We start from the raw sequence: 14,080 nt of genomic DNA, 5'->3' as shown, positions 1-14,080 counted from the left end.
TTTTTTAATGCAATGTTTCCCATGCTAACCAAGATAGACCAAGGCGAATGCCATTCATTAATTGCTCTTTAGAGTTTGTGTGGTAGCCGTAAACTCGTATTCCGAATATATGCATCATGACACTGGCTGCTTTGACTCTTGCTTCGGCTTCGCTGTTGTTTTTCAAGAATCCCTCGAAATAAAGAGACTCCACTTTGCGAAGTCGTTGGGAAACATGCTGTTTTAATTCTGCCTGTTCATCGCTGAGTTCTAGCTGGCTTTTGACCAAGAAACAGCTGCAATATTTTGATTGGCTGGACTCTTCAATAAGCGCTAAGAGAATATGCGGAAGCGCTTCTTCTATAGAGTCGTATTGTGCGAGCATGGCTTCTAAGTTTGTTAATGACTGCTCAGCGTAATAATCAAGAGACTCTTTAAACAGACCTTCTTTATTTCCAAAAGCTAGGTAAATACTTCCCGGTTTTAACCCTGTTTGCTCTACAAGAGTTTGCATAGATGTAGCGGTATATCCTAAGCGCCAAAAAGCGTGGGTCGCGCTTTCTAATACTTTTGACTTATCAAACTGCACTCTAGCCATTGGGTTACCTGTTCTCGATTAATACATTTTTGTGTCTGAATGATGATCAAGTATAACGAGTAAATTATGGATTCTGCAAACTTTTGAGTGATCATTCAAAAAAGTAATTGAATGATCACTCAAAAACTGTTTGAATGACTATTCAAGTTAATTTTATTGGTTATGAGGTTTACTATGTCATTACAAGATCAAATTGCAGAATACAAAGCCGCGTTTGTTAAAAAAGCACCATTAGAAGTACAAGAGCTGATGAAGCAGGTAACAAAAGACCTGGCGGAAACAGGCATTGTTGATAAAGCGCCAAAAGTATCTGAAAAACTATCTGCATTTTCATTACCAAACCAAAATGGTGAGACAGTAAATCTAGAAGATTTATTGGTGAAAGGCCCTGTTGTGATGACATTTTACCGTGGCGGTTGGTGCCCATACTGCAACCTAGAATTGAAAGCATATCAAGATCAGCTTGCTAATATTAAAGCAGCAAACGCTACTCTTGTTGCGATCACTCCAGAATTACCAGACATGTCATTGTCTACTGCAGAGAAAAACGCATTGGAATTTGAAGTCCTATCTGATGCTAATGCAGAATATGCAAAAAGCCTTGGTTTGGTTTTTTCATTGGCTGAAGAATTGCGTCCAATTTACAAGTCTTTTGGTATCGAGCTTGAAAAACATAATGGCGAAGGCCAATTCGATTTACCATTAGCGGCCACTTTTGTGATTGCTCAAGACGGTACTGTTGCCAATGCGTTTGTAGATGCGGATTATACAACTCGTCAAGAACCAGCTGAAGTTGTTGCGGCTCTTAACGCGCTTTAATGGTTATTGCGTTTCATTAAGGCGAAATCGAATTATCTAAAAAAACCAGTGTGGAGTTTTATTCCACACTGGTTTTTTTATGGATTTGAAAAAGGTGAAAAGCTGTTATAAGTCGCTCATTAAAACTACCATAGGGACTCCAAAATGCTGAAAGCCTTAACCTAGAGTCCATTATGAATACAAGAATATATAAACAGGTTCTTTCTTTAGCTAAAGAGTTGATGAACTGTGCGCACAAAAAAGACCAGAATCGTTTCAACACTTATTATGTCGAATTGAAAAAAGTATGTGATGAAAATGATGGCACTGAAAAAGACCATCCCGTTCAGTGGGAAACTCTGGCGGATTTTACTGACGATCTAGAATTGGCTCTTTCCCTTTATGACAAAGCCTTATTAAAAGCTTCAGCGATTAATTCAAAAGATTATTTGTCTTCGATTGGCTTTTCAGCAGCACGCTTGCATGTGGATTTGGGTAATAAAGAGCGCGCCATTGAATATTTAGAGCAGGCTAAAATTCACAGTAATAAAATTATTGATAAAGAATTAAAAGCAGATATTCATGATCTACTGAAAAAGCTGACAACGGCTTAAATAGAGTGGTTAAACGGAATTTTATGGAACGTCCTACGAAAGATGAAATCAACGCTTTACCTTCATACATAGGCCTTGCTCTGAAAGATATTGTCATTGTCGAAACTGAGTCAGATGCAAAGCAAGCGTTGAAAATATTAGAAAATGAAAGCAGTGTAGGATTTGATACGGAAAGCAAACCAATTTTCCGCAAAGGGCAGGTCAGTCCCGGACCTTCGCTTATCCAAATTGCGACTGAGTCGAAGGCGTTTTTGTTTCCGGCAAGATTTCCCATCGCCGTTTCTGCTGCCGCAGAAATTTTGATGAACTCAGATATTCAGAAAGTTGGGTTCGGAATAAAAGGCGATAATAAAGAGCTTCGAAGTAAGTTGGATATTGGTATAGTAAATACGCAAGATCTGTCCTTCACTCTAAAGCGAATGATTGGTGATAAAAATGCCATTGGAGCTCGTGCGGCGGTTGCTATGATATTGAAGTTTCGACTAGGAAAAGGAGCACAAAAATCGAATTGGGGTGCTTACCCATTAAGCAATTCACAAATCCTTTATGCCGCCAATGACGCTCATGCTGCTATTTGTGTTGAGAAAGCATTACTCGCAGCGCAATCGATCTGATGTTTTTTAAATAGTCGCAGAATACAAAAGGTTTTGATTAAAATAAAATACTTTCAAACTCAGTGTCTTGGGCATGAAGTCTGCATGTAGACTTTAATTAAGAAGCTGTTTATTCTCACATTAATTAAAATTACCCATTAGGAAAATGCTATGAAAAAAACCAGTTTTCGCCCTACAGCTATACTGTCCAGCATCTTGCTTTTATCCGCAACTGGTGCAAATGCAGACACTTTTCGTTGGGCTTCCAATACAGATCCACAAACTATGGATCCTCATGCTGTGAATTCCACACCAGTCTTGTCATTTTTGAATAATATCTATGAAGGACTGGTTAGACGTGGTGAAAATATGTCGATTGAACCATCTTTGGCGACATCATGGGAGCCATTGGAAGGTAAAAACGGCTGGCGTTTCCATTTACGCGAAAATGTAACTTTTCAAAATGGTGCTGCCTTTACTGCAGAAGATGTGTATTTCTCTTATTTACGAGCGTCTAATGAAGTAGCAGATGTACGTTCATGGTTTTCACCTGTTTCTGACGTGATTGTGGTTGATGACTATACAATTGATTTTGTGACCAATAATCCTAACCCGCTTTTTCCTGACTCCATTGCGAATTTCATGATTTTGGATAAAGGCTGGGCTGAACAAAACAACGCTGCATTACCAGCGAAAGATGCGCAAAACTACGCCACGATTCATACCAATGGCACCGGACCTTTCACCTTGTCTAGCCGCGACCCTGGGGTGAAAACTACTCTAAAGCCTTACAACAACTGGTGGGACACAGCGACTCATAATGTGACGGAAGCTGTTTTTACTCCGATTGGTAACTCAGCGACAGGTATTGCTGCATTGTTGTCTGGAGAAATTGATTTTATTCAACCGATTCCACTACAAGATGCTAAACAAGTTGAAAGCCGTAAAGGTTTCAAAGTTTTAGAAGGTGAAGAAACTCGTGTCATTATGTTTGGCTTTGGTCACGAACATGACAAATTACTTTATTCATCCGACGTTAATGATGCTAATCCGTTTAAAGATTCACGAGTGCGTTTAGCCGCGGCTCATGCGATTAACATGGCATCAATTGATCGAGTATTATTCCGTGGGAAAATTGAAGCCGCATCACAATTAGTGCCAGCGGGTATTTCTGGTTACTCTGAGAAAAATGCAGCACGCCCTGAATATAATCCAAAACGTGCGAAAGCATTGCTAGCGGAAGCGGGTTATCCAAATGGTTTCAGCTTCGGCTTGAAATGTACGAATGACCGTTACATTAATGATGAAGCCTTGTGTCGTGCGGCAGCCTCTATGTTCAGTGCTGTAGGGTTAAAAGCTCAACTGAGCACAGGGCCAGTTCGTGATTATTGGACGCAATTACGCGCTGATGATTTTGATATGTACTTACTTGGTTGGTCTCCGGGTACGTTCGATGTAGAGCACCCAATTCGCTTTTTATTACACACTCAAGATAACGAGAAAAAACTCGGCTCTTGGAACTTTGGTAATTACTCAAATGCCCGAATTGATGAATTGCTTCCATCTATATTGCAGGAAATTAATCCTGCTAAACGCCAAGCTATGGTAGATGAAGTTGTTGCTATAACGCAAAAGGAAGTAGCGTATATTCCGCTTTATACGCAACCATTAATTTGGGCTACGAAAGAAAACATCGACATAACTCAACGTGCGGATAATTTCTTTATGCTGCGCTGGGTTACGATTAAATAGAATTTAAATTTATCCAAACGAATGGAACATTGATGTTTTATTTCATTTCTAAGCGACTCATTCAATCCGTTTTTGTGATGCTTGCGGTCGCTTTTTTGGCGTTTTCTCTATTTCGCTTTGTGGGTGACCCAATTACCCAAATGACAGGCGTTGAAACCTCTATTGCGGATCAAGAGCGATTACGTGAAGAATTGGGTCTTAATGACCCATTCATCAGTCAATTTGGACGTTTTACTGCGGACATGCTGCAAGGGGGTTTTGGTTTTTCGTATCGCACTCGTCAACCTGTGGCGGATATGATCACAAGCCGTATTCCAGCGACGCTTGAATTGGGCATCGTTGCCCTGTTGATTTCGCTTGTTATTGGTATTCCTGCTGGTGTTTATACGGCGCTTCGGCCAAGAGGTGTTATTACTCAGACAATTCTGATGACCACATTGATTGGTATCTCAATCCCGACTTTTGTTATTGGTATCATGCTGATTTTCTTATTTGGTGTTCAGCTTGGTTGGTTGCCGACGTTTGGACGAGGGGAGACTGTTAATATCGGTTTTTGGGAAAGCTCGTTATTTTCTATCGACGGTTGGCGAGCACTTATTTTGCCAGCCATTACGCTTGGTGTTTATCAGCTAACATTGACGATGCGTTTGGTTCGAGCACAAATGATGGATGTGATGCGAACCGACTATATTCGCTTTGCGACGGCTCGCGGTGTGCCAATGAAACAGCTGTATTTTCGACATGCGTTGGCGAACACTATGGTGCCTGTTATTACTATTATTGGTTTGCAGTTTGGTGGCGTCATCGCATTTTCCATTGTGACGGAAAGTGTTTTTCAATGGCCTGGAATGGGGCTGTTATTTCTGGAATCGATTCGCTTTGTTGATATTCCTGTGATGGGGGTTTATTTAGTCGTCATTGCTTTCTTCTTTGTAGTGGTAAATTTATTAGTCGATCTTTTGTATGTGGCCATTGATCCACGTCTTCGAGTGTAGGCAGGAGATGAATATGAAAGAGTTTATAAAACGCTCAGAAGGCCTTTGGCTGTTTACTCGTAGTCCTGCGGTTATGGTCGCTGCTGTTATCGCCATGATGATTTTTATTGGTGCTGCCTTTGCGCCTTGGATTGCATCTGTAAATCCTTACGACCTGAGTTCCTTTAGTTTGATGGACGGACTGCTTCCTCCGGTTTGGCAGGAAGGCGGAATCTCGCAGTTTATGTTGGGTACAGACGATCAAGGCCGAGACATGATTTCGTCGATTTTATACGGCGCTCGTTTGTCTTTATTGATTGGTTTGTCCGCAATGGTAATTGCGACTGTATTAGGTGTCGGGCTTGGTCTTGCGGCGGGGTTTTACGGTGGCCGTTTTGATGCGATTGTTATGCGAATTGCCGACGTTCAGCTTGCCTTACCTGCTATTCTAACCGCTTTATTGATTGATGGGATTGCTCGCGGAATTTTACCACCAGAAGTGCAACAGGACTTACGAGTTGTGGTATTAACACTGGCAATTGCTCTGTCTCTTTGGGTGAATTTTGCTCGTACTGCTCGTGCTTCTACTTTCGTAGAGATGAATAAAGAATATGTGCAAGCGGCGATTATTATGGGGCAACGCCCAATTCGTATTATGTTTATCCATATCTTACCGAATATTTTAGGGCCGCTTTTGGTCATTATGACGGTGGATCTCGCTTCCGCTATTTTGTTGGAAGCCACTTTGTCGTTTCTGGGAATTGGCCTTGCGGCAGACAGCCCATCATTAGGCACGCTAATTCGCATTGGCATGCAGTTTATGTTGTCTGGTGAATGGTGGATTTTATGGATACCGACTTTGTTTCTTGTGGCATTAGTTGTCTCTATTAATACGCTTGGTGATTTCATGCGTGATGTTTTTAATCCGGGGTTACGCTAATGCTCAGAGTGGAAAATTTAACCGTACGCTTCCCGACACGATTTGGTGATACGACGGCTATTGAAAACATCAACTTGCAGGTTCAAGCAGGTGAAATACATGGTCTCGTTGGGGAGAGTGGCGCTGGTAAATCCACTGTCGGCGCGGCCGTGATTGGTTTACTGCAAACGCCGGGTTATATCGCTGATGGCAAGATTATGTTGGGCGATACAGACCTGCGGGCTTTGGACGTCAATCAAGCTCATGCTTTGCGTGGTAAGCGTATTTCAATGATCTTTCAGGACCCACAAACCAGTCTAAATCCTCTAATGACGGTGGAAGATCAGTTAATCGAAACTATCTTGGCCCATGAAGATATTACTGCAGAAGAGGCTCGTGTTCGTGCCATTCATTTACTAGAAGAGATTGGTATCAAGAATGCGGCAGAGCGCGTCAAATCTTGGCCACATCAATTTTCTGGTGGTATGCGTCAACGGGTTGTTATCGCTTTAGCTCTTTGTACTAATCCTGAACTTATTATCGCAGATGAACCTACAACGGCACTGGATGTGGCTGTACAAAGCCAAGTGTTGGAACTAATTCGCTCATTGGCTGATAAACGCAAGATTGGCTTCATTCTGATTACTCATGACATTGGTGTTATTGCACAAATTGCTGATTGCGTCACTGTCATGCGTAAGGGGCGAGTAGTTGAGTTCGGTGAAACGCCTCAGGTGCTTGGGCGACCAAAAAATGCTTATACACGAGCATTGATGGACGCTGTTCCGCCGATGGATCATAAGATTGATCGATTTCGTGTGCCAATGGAGAAAGAGGCTGAAGCCAAAGGTGCAGCGACAGGCGACCTTGCTGAGCAGTGGTTACTTGAAGAAAAAACGCTGCCAGAAGGTAAAAATAAAGAGTTTTCAATTGGTCTTTCTATTTCCGAGTTAGATGTTCGCTTTGCTGGTACTCGTAAGTCGATATGGCGCAAACCAGATGATTTTATTGCGCTCGATAAAGTCAGCTTTAACGTCAAACCCGGTAGCATTATGGGGTTGGTTGGTGAGAGTGGTTCAGGGAAATCGACAGTTGCTAAAACCATTACAGGTTTGATTTCGCCAAATGGTGGAACCATGAAACTTGGTGATGAACTCTTGCCAGGAGGAAGGGCTCGTAGTCGAAAACATCCTTCACGCCGACTGATTCAAATGGTGTTTCAAGACCCATATTCAAGCCTCAACTCACGTCACAAAATTGGCTCTATTTTAATGGAACCACTTTGGTTTTATGGCTTAGAAAAAGACCCCGTTAAACGCCAAGAATTAGTGGCTTCTATGCTTGCGTTGGTCGGCATGGCGCCTGATGCTATTAATAAATACCCTCATCAATTTTCTGGTGGACAGCGTCAGCGTATTGCTGTGGCCCGTGCTTTGTTAGCCCGACCAAGATTCTTGATATGTGATGAACCAACTTCGGCTTTAGATGTGTCGATTCAAGCCGAGATTCTTAACCTTTTAAAAGATCTGCAGTCAAAGTTTGGGCTGACCATTTTGTTTATCAGTCACAACCTCTCAGTGGTGCGACAAATGGCGAATGAAATGGTGGTTCTTCGTAATGGAGTGATTGAAGAGGCAGGTAAAACGGAAGACTTATTTGAGAGCCCTCAAGCTGAGTACACCAAAAAACTGCTTTCTTTAACCCCTGTCATGCCGAAAGAATGGGGTTTTAATCCGGCCAGATTTTGATCTTTTCTGGTGCTGATTTGAGTTGTATATTGACAAACATTTTTACTTAACCTTGCAGGAGAGAGCATTATTTATAGTGCATTTTCTCCTGCGTAGGTTTCTATCAAAATATCCAGCATAGCGGCCGCAGCGATAGATAAGCTGGATCTTGGCTGACAAATAACACCAACGCGACGATGTATTTCTGGTTCTACGATAGGTCGACAAATAGCGCCTTGTTCTTTAGCTTGTTGGCGACAAAGAGCAGGAACAACGGCAACGCCCATTCCATCACTGACCATTCGCCCGACTGTTGCAAGCTGATGTGCGTCAAAGGCGACATTCAATTCTATGTTGGCGTCACTGAGTGTTTTTTCTATCATGGTTCGCACGCTAGAAGGGCGCTGCAACGTGATGAAATCGTATTCTAGTAAGGCTTCCCATGTGATGTTTTCATGCACTTCTAAAGGGTGATCTTTTGGTAGTATTGCAATAAAACGATCGTCGTATAATGGATAAAACGCCAATTCAAGCAAGCCTACAGGCTCAAATGAAATCCCCAGTTCTACTTGATTATTTCGCACCATTTCAACCACCACATCTGATAACACATCATCAATAGCGACCTGAATATCTGGATACGAGGCATGATAATTGCGAATGGCTTTTGGCAGTAAGGACGCAGCAAATGAAGGCATAGAAGCGATGGTGATTTTACCAAGCTGCAAAGCAAAGCGTTGTTTCATCTCATCTTCAGCATCTTCCCATTGAGCCAGCAAGCGTCTAGCAATCGGCACTAATGCTTCACCTTCTGGAGTGAGGGCGATGCTGCGAGTGGTTCGAGTAAGTAATTTCCCGCCTAGGCTATCTTCTAAACTTTTGATCGACAAGCTCAATGCCGGCTGAGACAGGTGCAGTTGGTTGGCTGCGTTTGCGAAGCTCATGGATTGAGCCACAGCAAGAAAAGCACGAACTTGTTTAATATTCATTGTGAGTCACTTTGTTGGCTTTTATTGATTTGTAAAACTTATTAATAAATATATAAAACAAATTTAATTAATTTATCTTCTTGGGTCAAACTGAACTTCCTTCACAATAATAATCAGGAGAAAGGGAATGGCAGGTTTTGACAAAGTGGTTACCTCATACGAAGAAGCCATGGCTGGTTTAGAAGACGATATGATTGTTCTAGCTGGTGGTTTTGGCTTGTGTGGCATTCCAGAGAACCTGATAGCAGAGATCCAACGCAAAGGTACAAAAGGTCTGACAGTGGTGTCGAATAACTGTGGCGTTGACGGCTTTGGGTTAGGTATCTTGCTAGAAGACAAACAAGTTCGAAAAATGATTTCGTCTTATGTCGGCGAAAACGCTTTATTTGAAAAGCAGTTACTCGATGGTGAATTAGAAGTCGAGCTCACTCCCCAAGGCACCTTAGCCGAAAAAATGCGCGCAGGCGGTGCTGGCATTCCTGCTTTTTATACTGCCACAGGTGTTGGTACTCCGGTCGCTGAAGGCAAAGAAACCAAATTATTCAATGGCAGAGAATACTTACTCGAAGAAGCTATTACAGGGGATTTCGCCATTGTTAAAGGTTGGAAAGCAGACCGTTACGGCAATGTTGTATATCGCCATACCGCACAAAACTTCAATCCACTCGCTGCGACAGCAGGCAAAATCACGGTTGTTGAAGTAGAAGAGATTGTTGAAGTGGGAGAACTTGATCCAACGCAGATTCATACTCCTGGTATTTACGTGGATCGTGTTGTGTTGGGCACATTTGAGAAACGTATCGAACAAAGAACCGTAAAAGCAGCAAAATAATAATGAGGTTTGACATGGCATTAACAAGAGAACAAATGGCACAACGTGTTGCTCAAGAATTACAAGATGGCTTTTACGTTAATCTGGGAATAGGTATTCCAACCTTGGTGGCGAATTACGTTCCGGAAAATATGGATGTCATGCTGCAATCTGAAAATGGTTTGCTTGGTATGGGCGAGTTTCCAACAGAAGACACCATAGATGCAGACATGATAAATGCGGGTAAGCAAACTGTCACCGCAGTCAAAGGCGCTTCTATTTTTTCGTCGGCAGAATCTTTTGCCATGATTCGTGGTGGTCACGTTGATTTAACCGTATTAGGTGCATTTGAAGTGGACGTAAACGGCAATATTGCTTCGTGGATGATTCCTAACAAATTAGTGAAAGGCATGGGTGGAGCAATGGACTTGGTTGCCGGCGCAGACAACATCATTGTCACCATGACACATGCTTCTAAATCGGGTGAGTCCAAGTTGCTAGAAAGCTGCTCTTTGCCTTTGACTGGTAAGGGCTGTATCAGAAAAGTGCTGACAGACCTTGCTTGGTTAGAAATTGAAAATGGTGCCTTTGTTCTTAAAGAGAGAGCGCCAGGTGTTTCCACAGAAGAAATCATTGAAAAGACGCAAGGTAAGCTTATTGTTCCAGACCATGTTCCCGAGATGGTCTTTGCTTAAGATAAAGCCTTATTATTCGAAATTAGAAGAATAAACAGAATTTTATTAAGGAGCAGATCATATGAAAGCGGTTATCGTTGCAGCGGCGAGAACACCAATTGGTGCCTTTAATGGTGCCTTATCTTCGTTAAGTGCCGTGCAAATCGGCACTCAGCTCTTGTCTGGTATGTTGGCCAAACAACCTATTTTGAAAGGGCACATTGATGACGTCATTTTGGGGCAAGTTTTGGCGGCAGGCTGTGGGCAAAATCCGGCACGCCAAACGGCTATTCACGCTGGATTGGCGAATCATGTTTCTGCTATGACAATAAACAAAGTATGTGGTTCGGGCTTAAAAGCCGTACAACTGGCGGCGCAAGCGGTTCTAAATGGCGATGCCAATATGGTGGTTGCTGGCGGGCAAGAAAGCATGAGTCAAGCGGCACATGTTTTACCAAACAGCCGTTCTGGTAAAAAAATGGGCAACTGGGAGCTGGTTGATTCCATGGTAAGCGATGGTCTATGGGATGCGTTTAATAACTACCATATGGGACAGACTGCAGAAAATATTGCCAATCGTTGGAATATTAGCCGTGCCGAGCAAGACCAATTCGCAGAGCGATCACAACATAAAGCGGCACAAGCTCAGTCTTCGGGACGCTTTGTCGAAGAAATTCTTCCTGTTTCAATTCCTCAACGCAAAGGCGATCCAGTGATTGTCGACGCTGACGAACAAATTCGTCCGAATACCAACGCAGAATCACTGGCGAAACTGCGTCCCGCTTTTGCCAAAGAAGGCAGTGTGACGGCAGGGAATGCATCCACATTAAATGATGGTGCGGCGATGGTGGTTGTGACAACGGATGAAGAAGCAAAGCGCTTAGGTTTGCCGATTTTAGCCATTATCGAAGCGACGAGTTCTGCTGGTGTTGATCCTGACATTATGGGAACGGGACCAATCGCGGCAACCAATAAGGCACTTAAAAAAGCCAATTGGCAAGTAGTTGATTTAGACCTTGTTGAAGCCAATGAAGCCTTTGCTGTGCAAGCGTTGTGCGTCAACAAAGAACTTGGTTTGGATGCTAATAAAGTCAATGTTAATGGTGGTGCTGTTGCTCTAGGTCATCCAATCGGAGCATCAGGTTGTCGAATTTTGGTGACGTTGCTTCATGAAATGCAACGGCAAGATCTTGAAAAAGGGCTTGCTACTTTGTGTATCGGCGGCGGTATGGGGGTAGCCATGCTAGTGTCGCGTTAAAAAATGCATTGATCAAAAAGTGCATGACTCGAATACCTCTCTTACTGTTTTCTAACAGTTGCTTTTCATTCAGAAGGAAATACACAGTTCAGAACATCATCTAGGCTTTTCTTAGATGGTGTTTTTTGATAGAAAGAAAAATTTATCCTTGATAAGTTCATGATTATTCAATATTTCTTGGTCTATGCTCCGCTTTGTAAATTTTATAATGATATCTCCTTAGTTATATAACATAAGAAAAATCAGCGAGCTGAAATCAAGTGAACAAAACGAGAGACAGAAAAAGTCACAATAATAGAAAAGCGGAAAGACTCTTGAAAGCCTTCGTATCCATTGTATTTCTTTTGTATGGTGTACAGGCTTATAGTGATGTTAGTTGGATGTCTGCTACATTGGATAATGACTTTTTTGTTGGCGAAGATAACGGTTACACCAATGGAATTTATGTATCCAAGTACAATGTTTATGATGGCTCCTATTCACAGCATGAGGCGGATATTTGGGTAAAACCTTTAATGTGGAGTATGCCAAATCGCTCGATTGATAGAGCTGTAAATGTGTACAGCTTTGGTCAAACATTAACGACGCCTTATGATATTTCTCAAGCCATTCCATCCGAGTCAGATTTGCCTTATTCGGCAGTGATTAGCTTTACCAATACCTATATTTCTGCAGGTCCAAGTTATGCGGATAGAATCAGTACAACACTAGGCATTGTCGGCCCATTTGCGTTAGGAGAGGAAAGCCAGAAGACCATCCATTCCATTATTTCTGCACAAGAACCGAAAGGTTGGGACACACAATTAAATAATGAATTGGTATTTGAACTTTCTCGTGGACGAATATGGCGAGAGTGGATATCGGACAGCGGTCATGCGGATATCTTGCTAGGAGGAAATATAGGCCTTGGTACGTTAAGTAGTAGCGTTAGTACTGCGGCTGTTTTTCGTTATGGTAAAAACTTAGAAGATTCTTATGCTACCGCTTTATTTGCAGACTCAAGAACATCGAATCCTATTGCCGTAAATGGTGGGTGGTTTTTATATTCCGGGTTAGCGCTAAAATACTACTTTAACCAAATTTACACTGACGGTAATACTTTTAGCGATAGCCGATCCATCGACTATGACCATAATATTAATATTTTAGCATTAGGTGTGACTTACTCTTGGGGGAATTCCTCCCTCGCCTTTGCTATCAATACGCCTTTCTCATTGCAATATAACGGCAGTAATGATCACAGCTTAGACGACTTTAATAGCTATGGCACGCTGACATTTGCGTGGCAGCTTTAGTTGTTTTAAAAACTGTGTGCTGTCTAAATCAGAGATAAATTTTGTTTTAAAAGAGAATCATTTCTTATATATGTTTATTTATATGTTTTAACTAAACTGTCACAAAGCGGGTGTAAAGTTTCGTGATTACTTAATCAGGAGCGACACTATGAAACTATTATACCCAGTACTTTTGGCGTCAATGTTTGCCGCAGGTGCAGCTAATGCAGAATTTTCTTTGGACAGCCGTTACGCGGATAAAGATAAAGATTTAATCGCTGATATCCCAACTGATGAATCTAAGTTAATCGATCCTAGTACGTTGATTTTTGCCTATACGCCAGTAGAAGATCCTGCCGTTTATGCGGATGTTTGGTCTGAGTTCCTAGAACACATGGAAGACGTAACAGGCAAAAAAGTGCGTTTCTTCCCTGTACAGTCTAACGCAGCGCAAATCGAAGCAATGCGTGCTGGTCGTCTTCACATTGCCGGTTTCAACACAGGTTCTAACCCATTAGCGGTTGCTTGTGCGGGTTATCGTCCATTTACTATGATGGCAGCAGAAGATGGTTCTTTTGGTTATGAGATGGAAATCATCACTTACCCAAATTCTGGTATCAATTCTCCTAAAGACATTAAAGGCAGCAAGTTGGCCTTTACGTCTCAAACCTCTAACTCTGGTTTTAAAGCGCCTTCTGCGATTCTAAAAGCGGATTTTAATTTGATTCCTGAGCGTGATTTCGAGCCACTGTTCTCTGGTAAGCATGACAACTCTATTTTGGGTGTCGCAAACAAAGATTACCCAGCGGCGGCCGTTGCAAACTCTGTATTGAATCGAATGGTTGATCGTGATGTTGTGAAAGCCAGCCAAATAAAATCCATTTATAAATCTGAAACTTTCCCAACAACAAGCTACGGCGTGGCTTACAACCTTAAGCCTGAGCTTCAAGAAAAAATCAAAGAAGCGTTTTTCTCTTACAAATGGGAAGGTAGCAAGCTGAAAGAAGAGTTCTCGAAAGAAGGTCAGTTCTTACCAATTACCTTTAAGCAACACTGGAATGTGATTCGTAAAATTGATGACGCAAACGGCGTTTCATACAACTGCCGATAGGATCTCTCA

The 14,080-nt window shown here is 42.2% G+C and carries 14 protein-coding genes; 12 read left to right on the top strand and 2 right to left on the bottom strand.

Features of this window, described 5'->3' with window-relative positions:
• Window positions 1-4: 4 nt before the first annotated feature.
• Window positions 5-577 (bottom strand): TetR/AcrR family transcriptional regulator, encoded by a 573-nt coding sequence (locus ABFY09_RS01240; RefSeq protein ID WP_347982474.1) that lies wholly within the window; start codon window positions 575-577, stop codon window positions 5-7.
• 174 nt (window positions 578-751) lie between these two features.
• On the opposite strand from ABFY09_RS01240, the gene ABFY09_RS01235 reads away from it, so the two are divergent.
• The 7 genes from ABFY09_RS01235 to ABFY09_RS01205 all read left to right on the top strand — a co-directional run bounded on the left by ABFY09_RS01235 (window position 752) and on the right by ABFY09_RS01205 (window position 7,975).
• Entirely contained in the window at window positions 752-1,396 is a 645-nt protein-coding gene (locus ABFY09_RS01235; RefSeq protein WP_347982473.1) for a peroxiredoxin-like family protein, read from the top strand.
• 173 nt (window positions 1,397-1,569) lie between these two features.
• Window positions 1,570-1,989: a tetratricopeptide repeat protein gene (locus ABFY09_RS01230; RefSeq protein ID WP_347982472.1), complete on the top strand. Its 420-nt coding sequence runs from the start codon at window positions 1,570-1,572 to the stop codon at window positions 1,987-1,989.
• Between the two features lie 23 nt (window positions 1,990-2,012).
• On the top strand, window positions 2,013-2,603 hold the full coding sequence (locus ABFY09_RS01225; RefSeq protein ID WP_347982471.1) for a 3'-5' exonuclease: 591 nt from the start codon (window positions 2,013-2,015) through the stop codon (window positions 2,601-2,603).
• Between the two features lie 150 nt (window positions 2,604-2,753).
• Complete coding sequence (locus ABFY09_RS01220) at window positions 2,754-4,334, top strand: ABC transporter substrate-binding protein (RefSeq protein WP_347982470.1); 1,581 nt, start codon at window positions 2,754-2,756, stop codon at window positions 4,332-4,334.
• Between the two features lie 32 nt (window positions 4,335-4,366).
• A complete protein-coding gene (locus ABFY09_RS01215; protein WP_347982469.1) occupies window positions 4,367-5,329 on the top strand; it encodes an ABC transporter permease in 963 nt (320 codons plus the stop codon).
• Window positions 5,330-5,342: 13 nt separating this feature from the next.
• A complete protein-coding gene (locus tag ABFY09_RS01210) occupies window positions 5,343-6,248 on the top strand; it encodes an ABC transporter permease (RefSeq protein ID WP_347982468.1) in 906 nt (301 codons plus the stop codon).
• On the top strand, window positions 6,248-7,975 hold the full coding sequence (locus ABFY09_RS01205) for an ABC transporter ATP-binding protein (protein ID WP_347982467.1): 1,728 nt from the start codon (window positions 6,248-6,250) through the stop codon (window positions 7,973-7,975). Before ABFY09_RS01210 ends, ABFY09_RS01205 begins: the two co-directional genes overlap by 1 nt.
• 71 nt (window positions 7,976-8,046) lie before the next feature.
• Here ABFY09_RS01205 and ABFY09_RS01200 read toward each other — a convergent pair whose 3' ends face one another.
• Complete coding sequence (locus tag ABFY09_RS01200; RefSeq protein WP_347982466.1) at window positions 8,047-8,943, bottom strand: LysR family transcriptional regulator; 897 nt, start codon at window positions 8,941-8,943, stop codon at window positions 8,047-8,049.
• A gap of 127 nt (window positions 8,944-9,070) precedes the next feature.
• Here ABFY09_RS01200 and ABFY09_RS01195 point away from each other — a divergent pair, with 127 nt between their 5' ends.
• The 5 genes from ABFY09_RS01195 (at window position 9,071) to phnD (ending at window position 14,071) form a co-directional block, all read left to right on the top strand.
• Window positions 9,071-9,775 (top strand): CoA transferase subunit A, encoded by a 705-nt coding sequence (locus ABFY09_RS01195; protein WP_347982465.1) that lies wholly within the window; start codon window positions 9,071-9,073, stop codon window positions 9,773-9,775.
• Between the two features lie 14 nt (window positions 9,776-9,789).
• Complete coding sequence (locus ABFY09_RS01190; RefSeq protein ID WP_347982464.1) at window positions 9,790-10,449, top strand: CoA transferase subunit B; 660 nt, start codon at window positions 9,790-9,792, stop codon at window positions 10,447-10,449.
• A 61-nt stretch (window positions 10,450-10,510) separates the two neighbouring features.
• A complete protein-coding gene (locus ABFY09_RS01185; protein WP_347982463.1) occupies window positions 10,511-11,686 on the top strand; it encodes an acetyl-CoA C-acetyltransferase in 1,176 nt (391 codons plus the stop codon).
• Between the two features lie 314 nt (window positions 11,687-12,000).
• Window positions 12,001-12,981 carry a lipid A deacylase LpxR family protein gene (locus ABFY09_RS01180; RefSeq protein ID WP_347982462.1) on the top strand — a complete coding sequence of 327 codons (981 nt, stop codon included), beginning with the start codon at window positions 12,001-12,003 and terminating at the stop codon, window positions 12,979-12,981.
• A gap of 148 nt (window positions 12,982-13,129) precedes the next feature.
• Entirely contained in the window at window positions 13,130-14,071 is a 942-nt protein-coding gene (gene phnD / locus ABFY09_RS01175; RefSeq protein WP_347982461.1) for a phosphate/phosphite/phosphonate ABC transporter substrate-binding protein, read from the top strand.
• Window positions 14,072-14,080 lie beyond the last annotated feature (9 nt).

It is taken from the genome of Marinomonas sp. 5E14-1 (genome assembly GCF_039939215.1).
In the GTDB taxonomy this organism is placed as follows: Bacteria; Pseudomonadota; Gammaproteobacteria; order Pseudomonadales; family Marinomonadaceae; genus Marinomonas.
The sequence above is the reverse complement of the archived record's forward strand: the minus strand, read 5'-3'. Positions and strand labels throughout refer to the sequence as shown.